Raw genomic sequence first — 21,082 nt, forward strand, 5'->3', positions numbered from 1 at the left:
GCAAAAGATGAGGAAAATCTATTAAGGATGCGCGTAGCCCGCCTTCCTTAATTCCCGAACCGTTCTTGACACAGGAAGGCCGACAACCGAAAAATAATCTCCATTAATGCTTTTTACAAGCACGCTGCCAAAGCCCTGTATTCCATATGCTCCCGCCTTGTCAAATGGTTCACCGGTGCCGATATAAGAGTTAATTTCTTCATCTGTTAACTCCCAGAACACCACCTCGGTTTTTTCATAGAATTTTATTTGTTTGCCTGGTGCCAAAATGGAGACACCTGTGTAGACGGAATGAGTTGTTCCCGACAGGCTCTTCAACATACTGAAGGCTTCTTCGCTATTGCTTGGCTTTCCTAAAACATTTCCATCCTTGACTACCACTGTATCTGATCCAATCACAAAAGCATCAGGGTGCTTTTCAAAGACAGCAAATGCTTTCCTGAAGGCGAGTTCCTTCACAATTTCATCAGGTGTTAACCTGGGATCAAAGCTTTCATCAACATCACTGCTGGAAACTTCAAATGTTAAATGAAGATTTTTGAGAAGTTCTTTTCGCCGTGGGGAAGAAGAGGCTAAAATGAGGTTTTGCATCGAATCACCTTACCTTTATGTATCAATTTGGGAGATACAGACTTATCGTATCAAAAATCGGCTGCACAAACAATTTAAAAAACTGCTTTACATAATTATTTGATAAAAGTTTATAAGGATCGACAAAATGAAAGAGCCTGCCGAAATTTCCCGAACAGACTCCTTTAATATGCGATATTTCCCAGAAAATATTCGAATGGTAGAAATTTATGGCACTATTTGCTTACAATGACTGATAAGCGGCCAGAAACGCAAGCAGGTGCTGCTGAACTTTTTCGGCCGAAGCTGCATCTCCAGTTTGCTGGAAGGCATTCATTTGTTTGGATGCATTTTCGAGTTCTTCTTTTATAGAAATAAGCCCTTGTTTTTTGATTTGATCAGCTTGTAATTCATTTAATGCAGCACTCTGCTTTTTCATATCCTCAACCAAACCTGCGGGCATAGTTTTTTCAACAGCTGCACTGGCTGCACCTGCTGTAAGGGTTTGATACATGGAGGGTGCCATTTCAAGTATTTTTTTCTCCACTGCATTTAATCCCTCTATAGACTTCGCATCAAATATGATTTCTTTTGCAAAAACATCGATACCTTTACTTTTTAAAGCTCCGCCCATTTCTTTCGCATGCTCAATACTGTCAGCTACTCCTAAATAAAGAAATGTTTGTCCGTCCATTTCTATTAGTTTGCTATTTGCACCTTTTTGAGCGTTTGCTTCCTGTATTTGTTTGGCTGCTTCGCTATTTGAGAAGACTCCTCCCTGGACCACAAACGTGGCCAATGGGTCTAGTGCTGCTGTTTCCGTTCCGGGCGGCTGTCCAGAAGATGCAGGGGTTTCAGTTACGGCAGGAGCAATAGTCTCGGCTGCCTGGTCAGTGAATACCAATTTGAGCATAATGAATCCAAAGCTTGTCCCAAGCAGGACAGCAAAAAAGACAGCAAGAAAAATGGATGTGAGAAAACCTTGCTTATTTTTCCTCTTGAAGTTTTTGGCCAATGTACTGAGTCCTTTTTTTGCTGGGGATTTTGGAGGGGTTGCTACCTTAAACTCTTTAATTTCCGAATCCTCCGTCTCCTCTGGCAGGATCCAATCGAAACTGTCATCTGCTTCTTTTGCAGCAGCGGTTTGTATTGAAGTAAAGAACTCCGTTTCCTCGTGTTTTTCTTTTCTTTCCAGCTCTTTTGGCTTCCAGTTTTTTTTCTGCTTTCCTTCATTTTTCTCCTGAAACGGACGGTCCTTGCCATTTATTTTTATTGTGATCGTTTTTCCGTTATTAGGCTTGTCCACACCTTGTCCTCCTTCCATGTCGATTGCTGAATTGGTTTCATCCTAACATACTGCTAAAAAAAAATAACAAGACTTTTGTCGTCTTGTTAGCGAATGATTTCGTCAAATTTTTTAAGATCCTATGCAAGTTGGAAAAAGACATTTTAGCGGATAATTTTAAAAGCCTGAAGATAGCCATTGTAAGTATTGATTTATAATTGGAACACCAAAATAATAGGAAGTCAAAGTACCTGCCCCGATGAATGGCCCAAAGGGAATGGCGCTGCCTTTTTTTACTTTACCTGATATCAAAGCCAGCAGACCGAATAAAGCACCATAAAGGGTTGCAATAAAAAAGGATAGCAGCATTAATTTTGTGCCTATTACAAAACCAATAACTGCATAGAGTTTAATGTCACCGCCACCCATGCCGCCTTTACTAATAACTGCTATAAACAATAAAAGAGCAAATCCGCCTGCTGCCCCATATATTGAGTCGAACCAGGGATCTAAGGGTATAAATATTCTTTCTAATAAAAAAACCACTGAAAAAACTACCAGAATTTTATTCGGAATAATCATATACATAATATCAGAAACCACAATAATAATAATCAGAGAAGTGAGAGTCCATGCCACAAGCAATTCACTGGTCCACCCTAATAAAAGGGGAGCCGAACCAAACAATAACCCTGTACCCAATTCAATTAAGGGATATATAGGAGAAATCATAGCTTTACATCCCCTGCATCTTCCTCCTTGAAACAGATAGGATGCCACTGGAATAAGTTCAGATGGTTTTAACTGCCGGCTGCAAAACGAACATGAAGAGCCCGGAAAAACGATTGACTTTTTCAATGGAACTCTTAGCCCTACTACATTAAAAAAAGAGCCAAGTATTAAACCCAATATAAAAATAAAAACGAATATAAAACTCAATTCCTGCCACTCCCAAAATCTTGACGTATTGCTTTTTTAGATACATCCAAAGGATTAATAAGTTTATGCTAATATAATTGAGTTAGAGCACACCCTTACCATTTTTGCCAAAGTCATTTCGTATAGTTTGTTTTTTTGACTATAAAGCTTGCCCGTTGATTTCCGCTCCAGTTACGCAGCGAACGAACGGGAAAAACTGATTATGTAGTAAAGATCCATTAAGAATATACTATGATTCTCTTATTTTATTTTACAGGCCACCTTCACATTCCAAGAGTATTATAATTAATTCGCTTATTTACTACATGCTTAATATCCAACACTTTTGTGTCTTTTGACATAGAAAATGCGATCTTTTATCTGCAACTCATGTAAAAGCAGCCTGCGTGATACCCTCAGGCTGCTTTTTTATTTTGGCTCTGTTAAATCGGCCTGTTGATTTCCGCTCCAGGCACTCGCTTTCCGCGGGCGGTCCGGGAGCCTCCTCGACGCATTCACGCCTGCGGGGTCTCCCGCTGACACGCTTCTCCCGCAGGAGTCTCGAGCCTTCCGCTCCAATCAACAGGGTGCTAAAAATCAACATTGAACGTTAACACAGCCTTTATTTTACGTATTCTGCGACTCTGTTCCTTCCTGCCCGCTTTGCTCCGATATACAGGGCTCTGTCGGCATGGCGAATCAGGGCAAGTGAATCGTCTGCGTCCATTGGAGCAGAAGCTACACCAATCGAAGCTGTGATATGAACGGTTCGGCTTCTGCTGCTTTTATCCATATGGTGACGAAGGTTAAATGGCCGGTTGGCTATCGTTTGCCTAACAAGCTCCGCCCATTTCATTGCAGCTTCCTTGTTGGCATCCGGCAATAAAATAACAAATTCCTCTCCTCCGTAACGGGCAACTATCCCCTCATTCCCCATTATATTGGTCAGCCTATTTGCCAGCTCACAAAGAATTTCATTTCCGCTTTGATGACCATAAGTATCGTTCACTTGTTTAAAATGATCTATGTCCAGAATAATCAGTGATAAAAGGTCTTTTTCACCTTTTTGCATTCTGCTGAATTCTTCACTAAGCTTATTTTCTATATAGCGATAATTATATAGTTTAGTTAGTGCACAGCGTTCACTTTTCGCTTTGGTTTCTTCATGATGTTTTGCATTTTCAATGGCAATGGCAAAGTGTGAGCATAAAATATCAACGATCATCAGCTGTGACTTTTCATATGCCCGCTTTTTGTTCGAGGAAAGCAATAGCACACCAATCACTTCATTGCTGCGGACTATTGGCACACTGATAATGCTCTCCGCGCCATCAGGCAAGAATTCCTTAGCAACACTTTTCCACTCTTTTTTCGAATGAAATAAAGCGGATTTCCTAGTGAACCAGACACGCCCGCTAATTCCTTCATTTTTCTTGAGCGGCTTGAGGTCAAGCTCCTTCTTTTGGCCGTTTTCAACTCGATAGATTAACTGCAACGCGTTCTCATCCACAATATCTAGAATATAGGCATTATCTACCGGAAGCATCTCATTTAATTTTAAGATAAAGAGATCCATGACTTCATTTACATAAAGTCGCTCTGCCATTTGATGCCCTATTTCTGCTGCTTTTTGGAGGTAATCATTTATCTTTTCGCTAGAGTAATACAGATGGAGAATGATGGAAAGACTAACGAATGGCACCCCTACAAATAGCAATGCAAGCAGCCCTACTTCCAGGTAAAGTATATAAAGAACAAGACCGATCGGGAAAGTGATCAGCGAGGTGACTAATTCCCAAACAAGGTCTTTCTCAAAAAAGGAGCTCTTCCTCCCATAGACTGTATACTGAATTAAACTGAGCAGCAGCTGATTTAAAGTAAAATGAATCAGCGGATAGGCGGCGGCAACCCAGAAATATTGCGGGTTGGCAATGACATCAATTCCCGTTTTGCCCCCCATTGCAAAGTAGGCTAATCCACTTGCCAGCGACACCGCAAAAAACATTAAAGAGTTAAGCGGCAGACGGAAAAACTCGTGCTTTTGAAGTTTAAGCTTCATAAGGAGTATAATGACAGCTAATTGGACCATCACCATTTCTACCAATAGGCCAAATGTTAAGAACACAGCCATTGAGACCCATTGAAGCAAAAAAATCGGCGTATTATTGACCACCATAGGCATGACCGATACAAAAAACATCAATATAAAAAAGGCAAATAAATTAATACCCTGTCCGGCAATCTGAGGAGGGAAGAAATAATAAGTGATCAGCAAACCTGCTGGAAAAATGAGAAGCCAGATACCCCAGACTATAGCTTTTATTTGAGAACTAACCATTTCCCCCCTCCTCATCAATATTAATTAGGAAAAAAGTCGGATAACGTGCATATTTTATCAAATTTTCTAACTTTTGTCATATTATCATTTTTTATTTTCTAATAATTTCAAAAGATAGGGCTTTACTTCCGATAGAAAATAAAGTGATCCAGTAATTACAAAGACACTGTCTTTGTCTGTTTCTTTTAGTTCTTTATCCAAAAGCTGCTTCCAGTCTTTATTAAAATACTTCTTGTTGTTTGAGCTAATTTTATATAATTCTTCGGCCGCGGCTGCTCTTGGAAAATTAAATTCCGTGAAAGTGATCTTATCTGCAACAGAATCAAGACTATCAATCATTTTGTCGAGCTTTTTATCAGATAAGGCAGCAAAAACAATATTCCTTCTTCTATTTTGGAAACGCTTCTCCAACTCAGACGACAAAGCAGATATTCCTTCCTCGTTATGGGCTCCATCAATAATAATCAATGGATTTTCTGAAATGATCTCAAATCGCCCAGGCCAGTATGCTGCTTTTAGCCCTGCTCTTATATGTTCATCTTCTAACAGAAAGGAGTAATATTTATTTAAGAGCACTGCCGCCATCACAGCAAGTGAAGCATTTTCTGTCTGGTGCTTGCCTGCCATTGCCGTTTCAAGCCCTGGAAACTCCTTAAATACAGTCTTTAAGTTAAAGAATTCTCCCTTTGGTAAAGATTTATGTCCAGCAATGGTAAATTCGTTCCCCAGCTGGTAAACCGGCGCCTTCATTTTGAAAGCTTTTTCTTGTATGACATTCAATGCTTCTTGCTGTTTTATGCCAGTGATCACATTTATACCAGGTTTAATGATTCCAGCTTTCTCAAATGCTATTTCCTCATATGTATCCCCCAGGATGGCTGTATGGTCAAGGCCAATACTCGATATGATTGATAAAACAGGATAAATGATATTAGTGGAATCGTATCTGCCCCCCAGCCCTACTTCAAACAAAACAATATCGGCAGGCTGGACGTGTCCAAAATATTGAAATGACATGGCTGTAATGATTTCAAATTCGGTGGGACCCCCTAGTTCTGTCTTTTCAAGTTCTTCATCCAAGGGATATATATCATTAGCAAGCCGGACGATTTCCTCATCCCTGATTGGGACACCATTTAGGGAAATTCGCTCATTGAATTGCTCGAAATAGGGTGATGTGAAGGTTCCAACAGAATAGCCGGCTTCCTGAAGAATCGACCTCAAAAATGTAACCGTTGACCCTTTGCCGTTGGTCCCGCCTATATGGACAGATTTAATTCTTCTCTCTGGATGTCCGAGCTTTTCCATCATCCATTCCATTCTTTGAAGCCCTGGCTTGATCCCTAGCCTTAATCTGGAATGAACCCAGTTAAGCGTTTCTTCATAAGTCGAAAACATGCATTTGCACCTCCGTAATACAGGAAGGAAGACGAATCCTCTAAATGGACCCGCCTTCCAGATATATTGGTTATTCTCCTTTAAATATGTGTTCAATAAGGAGGACATAAAGAACCAAGAAGATCAAGGAAGCGCCGCATTGAGCAGCGGAGCGTATGTCCTTGATACGTGAGCAGCGAAAAGCAAGCTGACCCAGAGATTCGACTGCTATTTTTCCCGGACTTATTGAACTTCCTTAAGTTCTTTAATTCGTGCTTCAACAGCTGCTCTCTTCTCACTGTAATCTTTTTCTTTTGCCTTTTCTTCTTCAATTACTTTTTCAGGCGCTTTTTTGATAAAGCCTTCATTTCCAAGTTTCTTTTGAACACGTTCTACTTCTTTGTTTAATTTATCCCATTCTTTTTGCAGGCGTGCAACTTCTTCCTCAATGTTGATTAAGCCTTCAAGCGGAAGGATAATTTCTGCTCCGGTCACAACAGCTGTCATAGCTTTATCAGGTGCCTCAATCTCCAGAGCCAGTACGAGTTCTTCCGGATTACAGAAGCGTTCAATATAGCCGCGGTTATTCTCGAGAGTATATAGAACTTCCTGATCCTTTGCTTTTACCATCATTTTAATCTTCTTACTCATTGGTGTGTTCACTTCTGCACGGCTGTTCCGGACAGAGCGGATGATCTCTACAAGCAGCTTCATTTCATTCGCCGCCTGATGGTCAGTGTATTCTTCCTTAACAGCCGGCCACTGGGCTGCTGTAATAGATTCACCTGAATGCGGAAGGTTCTGCCAAATTTCCTCCGTTATAAATGGCATAAATGGATGAAGCAGGCGCATTGTGTTATCCAGCACATATGCCAGAATGGATCGTGTTGTTTTCTTGGCAGCTTCATCTTCGCCATATAGCGGAAGCTTTGCCATTTCAATATACCAATCACAGAAGTCATCCCAGATAAAGTTGTAAAGAACGCGCCCAACTTCACCAAATTCATAGCGGTCAGACAGTCGTGTGACCGTTTCAATTGTTTCATTTAATCGAGTTAAAATCCATTTGTCAGCAACAGATTTTTCTCCGCTTAGATCGATTTCTTCGTACATTAAGCCATCCATATTCATTAAAGCGAAACGGGAAGCGTTCCAGATCTTATTGGCGAAATTCCATGTTGCTTCTACCTTTTCCATGCTGAAGCGTAAATCTTGTCCCGGTGAGCTTCCTGTTGATAGGAAATAACGAAGCGAATCAGCGCCATATTGATCGATTACATCCATTGGGTCGACACCATTTCCAAGAGACTTACTCATTTTTCGCCCCTGTGAATCACGAACAAGACCATGGATTAAGACATCCTGGAATGGACGCTGTCCGGTAAACTCAAGTCCCTGGAAAATCATTCGCGATACCCAGAAGAAAATAATGTCATAACCTGTTACAAGCGCAGCGGTTGGATAGTATCTCTTGAAGTCGGCTGCCTCAGTTTCCGGCCAGCCCATTGTCGAAAATGGCCAAAGCGCTGAACTGAACCAGGTATCCAAGACATCTTTATCTTGTTCCCAGTTTTCAATATCTCCAGGTGCTTCGTGTCCCACATATACTTCACCGGTTTCTTTATGGTACCAGGCAGGTATGCGGTGACCCCACCAAAGCTGGCGGGAAATACACCAGTCACGGATGTTTTCCATCCAGCGAAGATATGTTTTCTCAAATCTATCAGGAACAAAATTCACTTTTTCCTCTTTATTTTGAAGGGCTATTGCTTCATCAGCAAGCGGCTGCATTTTTACAAACCATTGGGTTGAAAGATACGGCTCTACAACTGCACCGCTGCGCTCTGAATGGCCAACGGAATGCATATGTTCTTCAATTTTGAATAGAACTCCGTCTTCTTGAAGATCCTTCACGATTTGTTTGCGGCATTCAAAACGGTCCATACCTTGGTATTTTCCTGCTTTATTATTCATTGTGCCATCTTCATTCATAACCAGAATTCTTTCAAGATTATGGCGGTTTCCGATTTCAAAATCATTCGGATCGTGTGCAGGCGTAATTTTTACAGCACCTGAACCGAAATCCATTTCTACATAATCATCGGCAACAATCGGAATTTCACGTCCAGTGATTGGCAGCTTCACTGTCTTCCCAATTAAGTGCTTATAGCGTTCATCTTCTGGATGTACAGCAACAGCAGTATCGCCAAGCATTGTCTCGGGGCGGGTTGTTGCAATTTCAATATGGCCTGAACCATCAGTTAGCGGGTATCTCATATGATAAAAAGCACCCTGGACATCTTTGTAAATAACCTCAATATCTGAAAGGGCCGTTTTAGTGGAGGGGTCCCAGTTAATGATATATTCGCCCCGGTAAATTAACCCTTTATTATATAGTGAAACGAACACTTCTCTTACGGCTTTAGACAGGCCTTCATCTAACGTAAAACGTTCACGGCTATAGTCCAGGCCCAATCCAAGCTTTGACCATTGCTGGCGAATATGGCTTGCATATTCTTCTTTCCACTTCCAGGTTTCTTCTACGAACTTCTCCCGGCCAAGGTCATAACGGCTTTTGCCTTCGCTGCGAAGTTTTTCTTCTACCTTTGCTTGAGTGGCAATACCCGCATGGTCCATACCTGGAAGCCATAAAACATCATATCCCTGCATCCGCTTCATACGCGTAAGGATATCTTGAAGAGTCGTATCCCATGCATGGCCAAGATGAAGCTTTCCTGTTACGTTTGGAGGCGGTATAACAATTGTATAAGGCTGCTTCTCAGCATCGTCCGTCGCCTCAAAAAATTTGCCCTCCAGCCACCAGTCATATCGTCCTTTTTCTATGGACTGAGGATCATACTTAGTCGGCATTGATAATTCATTATTATCCATGTGTCATTCTTCCTTTCTAAAAGCACTCATAAAAGATATCGGCTGTTTTCTCATAAATTGCTGTTTAGCCTGAAAATAATGGCCGTTGATTTCCACTGCGGGCGCTTGCTTTCCGCGGGAGAGAGCCTCCTCGGCTTCGCCTGTGGGGTCTCTCACCCCTTCTCCTCCCGCAGGACATTGAAAATCTTCCCTGAATCAACACCGCAAGAAAAAAATGCGATAGCATTTTCGAGGATCAAGCGCCCTCCGCTCCAATTAACTCAGCAGGTAAAACTTAGTTAACAATTAAGAGCAACAAACTCTGCGAAAACAGCGAAAATAAAAAAACTCCATTCGCCATAAAAGGACGAATGGAGTTGCTTCGCGGTACCACCTTTTTTTCAATCACTAAAGAAAATTAACGGCTCACAATGGAGCAAAAAAACATTCTTATAGAGATTGACTCTTAAACAGATAACGGATTTCCCGTCTTTCACTACTCGGATTGAACCTTTTGCAAAAGATGCTCGAGGGCGACCTTCCAACGGTTTTGCCTGAAAAACCTCTCAGCTATTGGTCTTCCTCTCTAAAGGCAAAGGGCCATCGTACTCTTCCCTGTCTTAGCAACTATATACAGTTTTTATATATTAGATATACTACCGAAAAAAGGCTGTTATAGTCAATAAGGATAACCGAATTTTTTATATATTATACGTTTTTTCAATTTAGAGGTGAGGCATAACGTAAAATTAGGCAACAGGTGATTTAGGTTGAAGCCACGTAATTGTTGCTTAATATGATCTGGTCCTTCATTTACTGAAGTTGAAGTTACTCCCATTTGAAAATTAGGCACTTTAACGCTGGATGAATCATAGGATAGAAATAAATAAGGACATTCGGGAAAGGGGCATGCGAAGTTGAGAAGAAAATATAATCCTTATACACTGCCTCCCTGGTTAAGAACTTTTAGAAATGTGTGTGCACAGTTCATTATTCCTTTTTGTGTTTTTCAGGGCATAAGAACAATACTCTTGCCCACTACCTTCGATGTGCTATTGCTTTCGATTTTCATCCTTACAGCCATTGCCTTTCACCTGGAAATAATTTAGGAGCCCAAGTCCTGTCAGCTTTGGGCTCCTTCTTGCTGCTGTGCTTCAGCAGCTGCTTTTGCTTCTTGTTTTTGGCGTTCAATTTCATCTATTCTCATTGCTACATATTCGGTGTTTTTCAATAGCCAAAACTGCCTCTGAAGATGCTGGACGGCCTTTCTCTCCCCCCTTTTCTGTTCTCCTTTATGATATTGTTCAGCGGCCCTTATAATGGAACCAGGATGGGCGAAATAGCCTTGGAACAGCAGCATCTCATCTTCCTTAAATGGGAAATACTTTAAGTATGTGTATATACAATCCACACTTTCATCCGATCTCTTCGGAAAACTTTTCAAGGTCCGAGATAAAAATGGCAGCAAATCATGGAGAGGGGAACCTTGCCTTGCATTTTCAAAATTCATAAAGTAGCCATATCCTCTATCGTCATATAAAAAATGTTCAGTGGAGACTTTTCCATGTATGATGACAGTCCGGGCTTTATCGCTGTCCTTTGTTTTTTCGTACCAATCCTTTAATTTATTTGTCGAAAATTTAAGAGCCTGACTGACATCATGATAATAAAGAGTAAACAGCAGCTCAAAGGGCGACATATACTCTTTTCTTTCACAGGACTCTATAAATCCATCCAAAAATTCATTTTCTTTCTCCCACTCCAGCAGTGTTTTTTCATAATGCTCCGTTCTATCTTCCTTTTTGATGGGAACTTCACGTGCTGACAGGGTATGAAGGCGAGCCAGCTCCCTAAGCATTTGCTGATGACGTTCAAACCGGTCCTCTTTCTCCTCATTTGACAGCCAGGGCATCAAATAAAAAAGCTCATTCCTGTGAAGGACTGCATATCTGCCATCAACTGTAGGGTATATGGGTACAATTCGATTATAGCCTTTTTGGTAAAGGGTCTGGACATGCCGTATGAAATCCGCACCATGTTGAGGCTTAATTTTTTTCAAAGCAAAAACCCCTTTATTGCTATAAATCTTATGGACTCTTCCAAACTCCTCCACAAAATGCGGCTCTAAAGAATAATGCTTTAAAATAGGAGAAACTTTTCGCAGCCGATTTTTTTCTTCCACAGTATCCACTCACTTTCCAAATGGCTTGATTGCAATTTGGAGTATCTTTACTCTCAGGATATTTCCCTGAGTGCCTGATTCACTCCCGGTTGTCGCCATTTCCCGGTTCCTTCTCTTGGTATGTTGTATAGTTCCTTTCCTTTTACTCCATATATAAGTTTCTTCAGGAACTCCTACGGAAATATGGCGTCAGCCAACTCATGACACACTTTTACTCATTTTTCTCCAATGTTTGATTCGTGTCACATTTCTCAAGAAATGAAAACAGCTGAGCGGGTTATCACTACCTGCTCAGCTGTTTAACCATTTAATGGGCTACCGCAACAGGAATGTACAGCACTTGCCCTTCATAAATATCCTGATTTATTTCCAGGTGATTCACCCTTAATAATTGCTGGGCAGGAATTTCATACCTTTCAGCAATTGCATCGATTGTATCTCCATTCTGCACAATGCAGACCTTTAGCTTTACATGTTCTTCTTCCTCTTCTTTGCGGGCAAAGAATTCAGTTAAAGACATGCTTTTCTTTTTCGAGAATTTTTTCTTTTTAGCTTCCTGTTCAGAAGATGATGATTCTTCTTCCTCCGGACTTTCCTGTACTGCCATTTCTTCAGGCTTCTTTTCATAGGAAGGGCTATCTGATTCTAATGCTTCAGTCATTTGATAGATCTCCTGAGCTGTAGGTGGCTCTTCCTCACTCCGCTGGGAAGCAAATGAAATTTCCGGTGTTGACTCTGCAGGCTTTTCATCTTTCTTCTCCTGTTTTTCTTCAATTGCTGATAGAGTTTCCAGCTGCACTTCATCAGTTTCAGGCTGTTTCCTTGCCTCTGCCTCAAATGGTACAAATACTTCTTTAGGCTCGCTCTGTTCCTCTTGGTGTTCCTCTTGGTGTTCCTCTTCCCTATGCTCTTCCTCAGCAAAATCGTAAACCGGCTCAGCTTCTTCCTCCTCTGCTTGTTTTTCCTGATAAGCTGGCCATTCCTCCTGGTTTACCGCTTCCTCCTCAGTCTCTTCAACAGCAGCTGTCGACCTGTGAACTGGCTCCAGCTCTTCGACTTCAACCTCCTCTTGCCATTCCTGAACAGGGAGATGCTGTTGATCGCCGTATAAACCGGTGATTGTTAAATTAGCTGTTAGTTTCATGCAGCTTCTTTCGGGCAGAACATAGTCAAAGGATTCTACCGCTACGTCAATATCATATATGCTTTGGATTCTATTATTTGGGATTGTAATATCGACTGGAAAATAGTGTTGAAATTCGCAAGTTCCCTCTTCTCTTTCCTCAACTGCCTGAACGAATTTAGCTCCTGCAAAAACCTCTTCATCACCAGCTGTTTCTGCATCACTCCGTTTATACTCACCCGCAAGTTCAAGCGCTCCCTGAATTGTTACATATTGATCGCTTTCCTGAATAGTTATATTGGGATCTAACGAAATTGAAATCAGTTCTGATACTTCCTGTCCTTTTTGAAACCAGACCGATTCTTCTAAAGAAAATCGTAAGCACGATGGATTCCCCTGAGACAAAGCGACTCCTCCCTTCAAATCTTCGCGTTTAATCACTATGTCATTAACAATCCTATGAGAGTTTTATATACTTTATGATTAGAAAAATAATGACAGAAAGATTCTTTTATTGATTTTTTGATCGTTTCAAAAGCTCTTATAAATTGGCCTGTTGATTTCCGCTCCTCACTACTTGTTAAAAAAGCAACAAAATTCTCGAAAACAGCCAATAAAAAACACCCATCAATTGATGAGTGTTAAGTCTTTTTATTTTAGTTTGGAAAATGCTTTTTCGGCTGCCTCTATCGTCTTCTCAATATCGTCATCTGTATGAGCGGTTGAAAGGAAAAGCCCTTCGAATTGAGACGGAGGCAGGAATACACCCTGATTTGCCATTTCCCTGTAGTATTCTGCAAAGTATTCCAGATTGGAGGTTTTTGCTTTTTCATAGTTAATAACATCTTCATTGGTAAAGAAGAACCCGATCATGGATCCGGCACGATTAATTGTATGCGGGATTTCAAATTTCTCTGCGGCAGCTTTTAAGCCCTCTTCCAGCCTGTCTGCTTTCCGTTCGAACTCTTTATACGATTCAGGAGTAAGCTGACTTAATGTCTCAAAGCCTGCTGTCATCGCGAGTGGATTGCCCGATAAAGTACCAGCCTGGTAGATTGGGCCACTCGGTGCAATTTGCTTCATGATTTCAGCTTTACCGCCGTATGCACCGACAGGAAGTCCACCACCAATAACCTTACCGAGACATGTAATATCCGGTGTAACATCGAAGTAACCCTGAGCACTATTGTAGCCAACACGGAACCCTGTCATAACTTCATCAAAGATTAGTAAAGAGCCATTTTGCTCTGTAATCTCTCTTAAGCCTTCAAGGAAACCTGACTGAGGAGGAACAACTCCCATATTTCCTGCAACAGGTTCTACAATAACCCCTGCGATATCCTCTCCATATTGTTCAAATGCATATCTTACGCTTTCAAGGTCATTATACGGAACAGTGATTGTATTTTTGGCTACACCCTCAGGAACTCCAGGACTATCAGGAAGTCCGAGAGTAGCTACACCTGAACCCGCTTTTATGAGCAGGGAGTCCCCGTGTCCATGATAGCAGCCTTCAAATTTCATGATTTTATTTCGGCCGGTATAGCCACGTGCTAATCGCAAGGCACTCATCGTTGCTTCTGTCCCTGAAGAAACCATGCGCACCACTTCTATTGAGGGCACACGTTCAATAACCAGCTTTGCCAGTTCATTTTCGATTTCAGTCGGTGCACCGAAGCTCGTCCCCATTTCGGCCACCTTTTTAATTGACTCAACGACACGGTCATTCGTATGTCCCAGGATTAAAGGGCCCCAGGATAAAACATAATCAATATACTCATTTCCATCAATATCATAGATCTTTGACCCTTTGCCCCGTTCCATGAAAATCGGATCCATATTGACAGATTTAAAGGCGCGAACCGGGGAGTTAACTCCCCCGGGCATTAATTTGCTTGCTTCTTTGAAAGCTTCAATAGATTTATCGTAAGAACGCATGTCATCCCTCTTTTCTTTTTATAGGTAAAACTATCGCTGTTCCTTAATCCATCTGGCTGCATCTTTTGCATGGTAAGTAATGATTAAATCGCTTCCGGCACGCTTCATGCCAGTAAGCATTTCCATTACAATTTTCTCTTCATCGATCCAGCCATTTTGCGCTGCAGCTTTAACCATGGAATATTCACCGCTTACATTGTAAATGACAATCGGCAGGTTAATATTATTTTTTACATCACGTACGATATCAAGGTACGGCATACCTGGTTTTACAATCAGAAAGTCCGCTCCCTCCATTAAATCAGACTCTGCTTCACGCATTGCTTCCATGCGATTTGCAGGGTCCATCTGGTACGCTTTGCGGTCGCCGAATTGCGGAGTGCTGTCTGCAGCGTCCCGGAAAGGACCATAAAATGCAGATGCATATTTTACAGCGTAAGACATAACCGGAATATTTTCAAAGCCTGCTTCATCCAGCCCAGCGCGAATGGCAGCTGTAAAACCATCCATCATATTTGATGGTGCAATGATATCTGCTCCCGCTTTCGCCTGGCTGATAGCCGTCTGTACAAGCAATTCAAGCGATGCATCATTTAGCACTTCACCATTTTCAATCAGACCGCAATGGCCATGATCAGTATATTCGCATAGACAAGTATCAGCAATGACGATCACTTCAGGAAAATGGGTTTTAATAAATCTTGTTGCTTCCTGAACAATCCCATGGTCATGATAGGCCTGCTGCCCGCATGCATCCTTTTCTTTCGGAATCCCGAATAATAAAACGGATTTAATTCCAAGAGAAGCCACTTCATTCATTTCTTCTTCCAAATGGTCCAGTGAAAGATTATAGATTCCCGGCATAGAAGGAATCTCCCTTTTGATATCATTTCCCTCAGCTACGAAAATCGGATAAATTAAATCCTCTGTCCGCAAAAAGGTTTCGCGCACAAGCGCTCTCATGTTTTGGCTTTGGCGAAGGCGTCTATGCCTGGTAAATTGCAGATCCATTAAAATTCCCTCCTAGTCATTGTTTCCAAATAGGCAATAATACTTTCAAGCATGCTATGTACTGTATATTCTTCCGGAACAGCATGTACATTTAGACCGTAGGCTTCTGCTCGTTCTTTTGTGACAGGGCCAATACAGCTGATTAAGCTGTTCTTTACAGAATCTTGATATCCAAGTTCCCCTATGGCTCCCATGAAATGATCCACAGTTGAAGGGCTTGTAAAAGTCAGTATATCTAACCCTTTCCCTGAAAGCTGCTTCTGTAACAGGGCAATGCTTTCTTTTGGAAAAACAGTCTTATATACAATGATTTCATTCACCTCGGCGCCTTTTTCAGAAAGGGCAGTGGCAATATAGTCCCGTGCCAGATTTCCCTTGGGAATTAAAACCTTCGTTCCTTTTTCAACAAATGGCAAAAAATCCTCAACAAATCCCTCCGCAACATATTCCCGGGGGATAAAATCAGCATTAAGCCCTTTATCAGAAAGACATTTTTGAGTCTTTTCACCGATCACTGCAATCTTCGGTAAAGGTTTGTTAACAGGCATTTTATAATCCTCAAAGAAAGCTTCAACGGCTATTTTACTTGTGAAAATTACCCAATTATAAATGTGAATTCGCTTTCGTGCTTCAGATAAAGCTTTCGGGTTTCGTAAAGGCATAAAAGCAATCAGGGGGATCTCAACTGGTATCCCCCCATAGTTTTTAACAAGCTTTGAAAATGCCTGAGCCTGTTTTTTCCCTCTTGGCACCAAAACAGTCATGCCTTTTAAAGGGGAGGAACGGGTCATTGCCCGTCAAGCTCCTCTTTTACCCGGTCAATCAGCTCTTTAGCTCCCTGTGCAGTTAACTTCTCAGCCATTGCAATTCCAACATCTTCCGGGTTTGTACCAGTTAACTTTTCCTTGTAGATGATCTTCCCGTCAGGGGAACCGACAAGGCCGGTTAATTCAACGTCACCTGATTCATTTAGTGTGGCATATCCTGCAATCGGCACCTGACAGCCGCCCTCCATTTTATGCAGAAACGCCCGCTCTGCCCTTACAGTTTGGCTTGTCTCACGACATGTGAACTTGTCAAGCAACGAAAGAAGCTCTTCATCACTTTCCCGGCACTCAATGGATAGAGCGCCCTGGCCGACAGCCGGCACGCAGACTTCAGGCTCCAAAAATTCAGTCACAACATCGGAAGCCCAGCCCATTCTGGAAAGTCCCGCCGCTGCGAGAATAATCGCATCATATTTTTCTGTTTCCAGCTTTGCTAACCTTGTATCTATATTTCCTCTAATCCATTTAATCTCCAAATCAGGGCGCTGGGCTAAAATCTGTGCCCCCCTGCGCAAGCTGCTTGTTCCAATGACGGAACCGGCTTTTAAGTCACTGAGCTTTACACGCCCTTTTGAGATTAGTGCATCACGATGGTCTTCTCTTTCAGGAATGCTGCCTATAATAAGTCCTTCAGGCAGAACAGCCGGCATATCCTTCATGCTATGTACAGCCATATCAATTTCTTTATCAAGCATTGCCTGCTCGATTTCTTTAACAAATAACCCTTTGCCGCCTACCTTGGAAAGTGTTACATCAAGAATTTTATCTCCCTTAGTCACGATTTCTTTCACTTCAAACTCAAAGGAAGGATCAATGCTTTTCAATTGATTGATTACCCATTTTGTTTGGGTTAGCGCTAGCTTGCTTCTTCTGGAACCAACAATAATTTTTCTCATGACAGCCTCCTACAATTGTCCAGTTGACCATAAGCTGTGGCCGCTGGACTTATGAATACCAAAAATGGAAAGATGAAAGTTTTCCAAACAGAAAGAAATTAATTAATACAATTAGGAATGATGCTATATTCCAAAGTGCCAACGATTTGCCGTATAAGCCTTTCCCAACTTTCAAATAGAGATAGATACTGTATAAAGCAAGGACAATAAAAGACCCGATTACCTTCGAATCGAACCAAATCATATCAGGCACTTTGAGATAAGCCCACTGAATACCTAAAATTAAGCTTATCATCAGCATAGGTACCCCAATTACGTTTAATACATATGACATATATTCAAGCTTAGATAAATCCGTTATCCGCAGCAATCTGGTCCCCCATTTTTTCCTTTTAAGCAAATCATATTGGATCAAATATAGTAATGAAAAAACAAAGGAGAGAGAGAAAGCCCCATAAGAAAGAATCGCAACGGTTATATGGATCAGCAGAAGTTCCGATATAAGCTGCTGCGCCTTTACGGCCGAATCAATCTGGACGGGTGCGAATGTATGAATGGCCATAATAATGAAGCCGAGAACATTTGTAAAAAAGACGATAAAATCGACCCTTAGAAGCCGATTAATCCCCAGAGAGAGTGTGATAAGAACCCATGCATAGAAATAAAGGCCTTCAAAAATGGTCAATACAGGGAACCTGCCTGTATTTATCATGTATAAGACAAGGAATACAGTTTGCAATACCCACACAAATGCAAGTAACCAGAAGGCAATTCGGTTCGCCTTCCGGTTATGATGAAGAAAATCGATAAAATATAAAAGGACACATAAGGCATACAGAACCACCGTAAATTCATGCAGCCGTGTCATATAGATGTCAAACATGGACAGAACCTCTCTTATGATTGAAAGGAAGCCTGCGGTGATTGAGCGATAGCGTGTTTTGGCTTGGCTGCTGACGCGTTCTGCTGCTCTGAAACAAGTTCTTCTATATTAAAGATTTTTACAAATAAATCTAATGCCTGTTCGGAACCTTTCTGTCCAGCCATTTCTTTAGCTTGTAAAATAGGATCTTTTAATAGCTGATTAATGATGCTCTTTGTATGCTTGTTCAACACCTTTTTATCACGATCACTCAAGTGAGGCAGCTTTCTTTCAATGCTTGTCATGGTTTCACTCTGTATAGCCAGTGCTTTTTCACGCAATGCAGAAATAACCGGAACAACTCCAAGCAAATTCAGCCACTGTTTGAAATCAACAATTTCTCCCTCAATCATCAGCTGAATTTTTTCTGCTGCCTTTTTGCGCTCCTGAAGGTTTGCTTCGACTATTCCCTCAAGATCATCAATGTCATATAGGAAAATGCTGTCCAATTCAGCCAGCTTTGGATCCAAATCCCGCGGCACGGCAATATCCACCATAAACAATGGCTTCCCTTTGCGCATTTTTTCCACGTTAGTCATCATGCCTTTAGTAATAACAAACTCTTTGGCTCCTGTTGAACTGATTAAAATATCAGCATCCATAAGAGCATTTTGAAGCTCATCCAGCGTCTTTGCTTCACCGGCATAACGGCTTGCAAGATCCTGGGCTTTTTCATAAGTGCGGTTGATAACAGTTACTTTGCTCGCTCCATTAGCATGAAGGTTCTGGATCGCAAGCTCTCCCATTTTGCCAGCACCTAAAATAAGGACATGCTTATTTTCAAGCGTACCGAATATTTTTTTAGCCAATTCTACCGCTGCGTAGCTGACTGAGACAGCATTGGCCCCTATTTCCGTTTCCGAATGTGCGCGCTTTGCAAGGGTTACTGCCTGCTTAAACAGGTGGTTAAATACAGTACCAGTTGTATTTTCTGATTGAGCCTCCAAAAAGCTTGAACGCACCTGTCCCAAAATTTGTGTCTCTCCAAGAATCATGGAATTAAGGCCGCATGCTACTTTAAATAGATGCTCTATTGCCCCCTCCTCTTCATAGATAAACAGGAAAGGAGAAAATTCGTTTTGATCCATATTAAAGTGCTCTGCCAGAAATTCCTTTATATAATAACGGCCAGTATGAAGCTGGTCCACTACCGCATAAATTTCGGTCCGATTGCATGTAGACAGAATAACATTCTCTAAAATGCTCTTTTTATCATTCAATGTCTTCATCGCATCGCCCAATTGTGAAGAGTTAAAGGTTAGACGCTCACGAATTTCAACAGGGGCAGTTTTATAATTTAGACCGACGACCAAGATATGCATTTGAAATTGACACCCCCAGATAGATTGCATAGTTCACTACGATAATTATATCACTTCTATTTATTTAATTTAATGCTAAATTGTGAACAGAAATTGAACACATATGTTAATATGTTTTAGAAAATATAAATTTCTGAAATAGACAAATACTCCCTTAAGTACAGTAACAAAAAAACTTGCCAGATTCAAGTGAACCTTATTGGAAGTGGTGTTTTAATGAAAAATCAGCGTATTTTCCCGGGAATAATTTTAATCGGCTTTGGCGCCTACTTTTTCCTTCAGCAAACAAACTTCAGTCTTTTACAGCCATTTTACACTTGGCCTACGCTTCTTATGATCGTCGGAGCTGCCTTTTTATTTCAGGCATATCGCGCCAGAGACTATGAGGCAATTCTCCCAGGTGTGATTTTAGCCGGATTTGGCCTGCACTTCCATGTTGTGAACCGCCTTGAAATATGGCCCGATCACATAGGAACTTTTATACTAATCATCGCACTGGGTTTCCTTCTTCGCCATCAAAAGACAGGATCTGGATTGTTTCAGGGAATCTTATTTTTAATTCTTGCCGCCATGCTGCTATTTTATGACAGAGTCATTGAATGGATGGGGCTTTTGGAAAACGGCGTATCGAACGCCTGGCGTTTTTGGCCAATCCTCTTAATGCTAATTGGATTTTATTTTTTAATTGTAAAGAAAAAATAGAAAAGACAGGGGATACTTTACTCTTCCCCTGTCTTTTCTGCATTCAAACAATCTTATAGGACGGAATCCAAAAAGTTTTTAGTCCGCTCCTCTTTTGGGTTATTAAACAAATCCTCCGGATGCCCAACTTCCACAATTCTTCCGTCGTGCATATAGACAGCCCAATCTGCAACTTCTTTCGCAAAGCCCATTTCATGGGTAACGACCACCATCGTCATTCCTTCTTCTGCCAATTCTTTCATTGTTGAAAGAACTTCCCCTACAAGCTCAGGATCCAAGGCGGATGTCGGTTCATCAAAAAGCATGATATCAGGCTTCATCGCCAGAGCCCTGGCAATGGCAACACGCTGCTTCTGTCCCCCGGATAGCTTCGATGGATACACATTTTCCTTGTCAGAAAGCCCCACTTTTTTTAGCAGCTCCTGCGCTTCTTTCTTTACTTGATCTTTTGACAGCTTTTTAACATGCATAGGTGCTTCCATGACATTTTCGAGAACTGTCATATGGGGAAAAAGATGAAAATGCTGGAAAACCATTCCTACTTTTTCTCTGACTTTATTTAGGTCATGGGTTTCTTTTTCAACCTTTTCACCCTCAAAAATGATGTTTCCGCTATCCTTCAGCTCAAGAAAGTTCAAGCATCGGAGAAGTGTGCTTTTCCCTGACCCGCTTGCACCAATCAGGCAAACCACATCGCTTTCTTTAACTGTTATGTCAATATCCTTTAATACATGTAAATCACCGAATGATTTATTAAGCTTTTCCACTTTTATCATGTACGATTCACTCATGCCTATCCT

Annotated in this window: 18 protein-coding genes and 1 other annotated feature; of the genes, 2 read left to right on the forward strand and 16 right to left on the reverse strand. The window is 41.4% G+C overall.

What is annotated here, in order from left to right; translation table 11 throughout:
- Nucleotides 1-21: 21 nt before the first annotated feature.
- The 7 genes from J7I93_RS07880 to J7I93_RS07910 all read right to left on the reverse strand — a co-directional run bounded on the left by J7I93_RS07880 (nt 22) and on the right by J7I93_RS07910 (nt 9,536).
- A complete protein-coding gene (locus J7I93_RS07880) occupies nt 22-591 on the reverse strand; it encodes a Maf family protein (protein WP_214724981.1) in 570 nt (189 codons plus the stop codon).
- 223 nt (nt 592-814) lie between these two features.
- Entirely contained in the window at nt 815-1,876 is a 1,062-nt protein-coding gene (locus tag J7I93_RS07885) for a hypothetical protein (RefSeq protein ID WP_214724983.1), read from the reverse strand.
- Between the two features lie 156 nt (nt 1,877-2,032).
- Nucleotides 2,033-2,794 (reverse strand): prepilin peptidase, encoded by a 762-nt coding sequence (locus J7I93_RS07890; protein WP_214987853.1) that lies wholly within the window; start codon nt 2,792-2,794, stop codon nt 2,033-2,035.
- A 601-nt stretch (nt 2,795-3,395) separates the two neighbouring features.
- Nucleotides 3,396-5,111 carry a sensor domain-containing diguanylate cyclase gene (locus J7I93_RS07895; protein ID WP_214987851.1) on the reverse strand — a complete coding sequence of 572 codons (1,716 nt, stop codon included), beginning with the start codon at nt 5,109-5,111 and terminating at the stop codon, nt 3,396-3,398.
- An 84-nt stretch (nt 5,112-5,195) separates the two neighbouring features.
- On the reverse strand, nt 5,196-6,509 hold the full coding sequence (locus J7I93_RS07900) for a bifunctional folylpolyglutamate synthase/dihydrofolate synthase (RefSeq protein WP_214724985.1): 1,314 nt from the start codon (nt 6,507-6,509) through the stop codon (nt 5,196-5,198).
- Nucleotides 6,510-6,731: 222 nt separating this feature from the next.
- Nucleotides 6,732-9,380 (reverse strand): valine--tRNA ligase, encoded by a 2,649-nt coding sequence (locus J7I93_RS07905; RefSeq protein ID WP_214724987.1) that lies wholly within the window; start codon nt 9,378-9,380, stop codon nt 6,732-6,734.
- A 3-nt stretch (nt 9,381-9,383) separates the two neighbouring features.
- Nucleotides 9,384-9,536 (reverse strand): hypothetical protein, encoded by a 153-nt coding sequence (locus tag J7I93_RS07910; RefSeq protein WP_214724989.1) that lies wholly within the window; start codon nt 9,534-9,536, stop codon nt 9,384-9,386.
- 183 nt (nt 9,537-9,719) lie between these two features.
- Nucleotides 9,720-9,990 (reverse strand) — a binding site (T-box leader).
- Nucleotides 9,991-10,276: 286 nt separating this feature from the next.
- On the opposite strand from J7I93_RS07910, the gene J7I93_RS25135 reads away from it, so the two are divergent.
- Nucleotides 10,277-10,468, forward strand: coding sequence for a hypothetical protein (locus J7I93_RS25135; protein WP_110067415.1), 192 nt, complete (start codon nt 10,277-10,279; stop codon nt 10,466-10,468).
- A gap of 14 nt (nt 10,469-10,482) precedes the next feature.
- Here the strand turns inward: J7I93_RS25135 and ysxE are convergent, their stop codons facing one another.
- From ysxE to hemA, 8 genes are all read right to left on the reverse strand, one after another.
- Entirely contained in the window at nt 10,483-11,541 is a 1,059-nt protein-coding gene (gene ysxE, locus J7I93_RS07915; protein WP_214724991.1) for a spore coat protein YsxE, read from the reverse strand.
- Nucleotides 11,542-11,848: 307 nt separating this feature from the next.
- A complete protein-coding gene (spoVID, locus tag J7I93_RS07920; RefSeq protein WP_214724993.1) occupies nt 11,849-13,069 on the reverse strand; it encodes a stage VI sporulation protein D in 1,221 nt (406 codons plus the stop codon).
- Between the two features lie 246 nt (nt 13,070-13,315).
- Nucleotides 13,316-14,602 (reverse strand): glutamate-1-semialdehyde 2,1-aminomutase, encoded by a 1,287-nt coding sequence (hemL, locus tag J7I93_RS07925; RefSeq protein ID WP_214724995.1) that lies wholly within the window; start codon nt 14,600-14,602, stop codon nt 13,316-13,318.
- A 30-nt stretch (nt 14,603-14,632) separates the two neighbouring features.
- On the reverse strand, nt 14,633-15,613 hold the full coding sequence (gene hemB, locus J7I93_RS07930) for a porphobilinogen synthase (RefSeq protein ID WP_214724998.1): 981 nt from the start codon (nt 15,611-15,613) through the stop codon (nt 14,633-14,635).
- On the reverse strand, nt 15,613-16,404 hold the full coding sequence (locus J7I93_RS07935; RefSeq protein WP_214725000.1) for a uroporphyrinogen-III synthase: 792 nt from the start codon (nt 16,402-16,404) through the stop codon (nt 15,613-15,615). Before J7I93_RS07935 ends, hemB begins: the two co-directional genes overlap by 1 nt.
- Nucleotides 16,401-17,336 carry a hydroxymethylbilane synthase gene (gene hemC / locus J7I93_RS07940; RefSeq protein ID WP_214725002.1) on the reverse strand — a complete coding sequence of 312 codons (936 nt, stop codon included), beginning with the start codon at nt 17,334-17,336 and terminating at the stop codon, nt 16,401-16,403. The genes J7I93_RS07935 and hemC overlap by 4 nt, the downstream gene beginning before the upstream one ends.
- Nucleotides 17,337-17,385: 49 nt before the next feature.
- Complete coding sequence (locus J7I93_RS07945; protein ID WP_214725004.1) at nt 17,386-18,219, reverse strand: cytochrome c biogenesis protein; 834 nt, start codon at nt 18,217-18,219, stop codon at nt 17,386-17,388.
- A 14-nt stretch (nt 18,220-18,233) separates the two neighbouring features.
- Nucleotides 18,234-19,580 carry a glutamyl-tRNA reductase gene (hemA, locus tag J7I93_RS07950; protein WP_214725006.1) on the reverse strand — a complete coding sequence of 449 codons (1,347 nt, stop codon included), beginning with the start codon at nt 19,578-19,580 and terminating at the stop codon, nt 18,234-18,236.
- A gap of 216 nt (nt 19,581-19,796) precedes the next feature.
- Between hemA and J7I93_RS07955 the strand changes: the two genes are divergently transcribed.
- The gene (locus J7I93_RS07955; protein WP_214725008.1) at nt 19,797-20,282 is read left to right on the forward strand and encodes a LiaI-LiaF-like domain-containing protein; all 486 of its coding nucleotides are present in this window, start codon (nt 19,797-19,799) and stop codon (nt 20,280-20,282) included.
- A 53-nt stretch (nt 20,283-20,335) separates the two neighbouring features.
- On the opposite strand, the gene J7I93_RS07960 is transcribed toward J7I93_RS07955, so the two are convergent.
- The gene (locus J7I93_RS07960) at nt 20,336-21,073 is read right to left on the reverse strand and encodes an amino acid ABC transporter ATP-binding protein (protein ID WP_285289067.1); all 738 of its coding nucleotides are present in this window, start codon (nt 21,071-21,073) and stop codon (nt 20,336-20,338) included.
- Nucleotides 21,074-21,082 lie beyond the last annotated feature (9 nt).

It is taken from the genome of Bacillus sp. ISL-47 (assembly GCF_018613175.1).
Taxonomy (GTDB): domain Bacteria; phylum Bacillota; class Bacilli; order Bacillales; family Cytobacillaceae; genus Cytobacillus.

What these genes read in the sequence shown, in the direction of transcription:
- J7I93_RS07880 (WP_214724981.1), bottom strand. Translation starts at nt 591, where the DNA reads ATGCAAAACCTCATTTTAGCCTCTTCTTCCCCACGGCGAAAAGAACTT.
- J7I93_RS07895 (WP_214987851.1), bottom strand. Translation starts at nt 5,111, where the DNA reads ATGGTTAGTTCTCAAATAAAAGCTATAGTCTGGGGTATCTGGCTTCTC.
- J7I93_RS07900 (WP_214724985.1), bottom strand. Translation starts at nt 6,509, where the DNA reads ATGTTTTCGACTTATGAAGAAACGCTTAACTGGGTTCATTCCAGATTA.
- J7I93_RS07905 (WP_214724987.1), bottom strand. Translation starts at nt 9,380, where the DNA reads ATGGATAATAATGAATTATCAATGCCGACTAAGTATGATCCTCAGTCC.
- hemL (WP_214724995.1), bottom strand. Translation starts at nt 14,602, where the DNA reads ATGCGTTCTTACGATAAATCTATTGAAGCTTTCAAAGAAGCAAGCAAA.
- hemB (WP_214724998.1), bottom strand. Translation starts at nt 15,613, where the DNA reads ATGGATCTGCAATTTACCAGGCATAGACGCCTTCGCCAAAGCCAAAAC.
- J7I93_RS07935 (WP_214725000.1), bottom strand. Translation starts at nt 16,404, where the DNA reads ATGACCCGTTCCTCCCCTTTAAAAGGCATGACTGTTTTGGTGCCAAGA.
- hemC (WP_214725002.1), bottom strand. Translation starts at nt 17,336, where the DNA reads ATGAGAAAAATTATTGTTGGTTCCAGAAGAAGCAAGCTAGCGCTAACC.
- J7I93_RS07945 (WP_214725004.1), bottom strand. Translation starts at nt 18,219, where the DNA reads ATGTTTGACATCTATATGACACGGCTGCATGAATTTACGGTGGTTCTG.
- hemA (WP_214725006.1), bottom strand. Translation starts at nt 19,580, where the DNA reads ATGCATATCTTGGTCGTCGGTCTAAATTATAAAACTGCCCCTGTTGAA.
- J7I93_RS07955 (WP_214725008.1), top strand. Translation starts at nt 19,797, where the DNA reads ATGAAAAATCAGCGTATTTTCCCGGGAATAATTTTAATCGGCTTTGGC.
- J7I93_RS07960 (WP_285289067.1), bottom strand. Translation starts at nt 21,073, where the DNA reads ATGAGTGAATCGTACATGATAAAAGTGGAAAAGCTTAATAAATCATTC.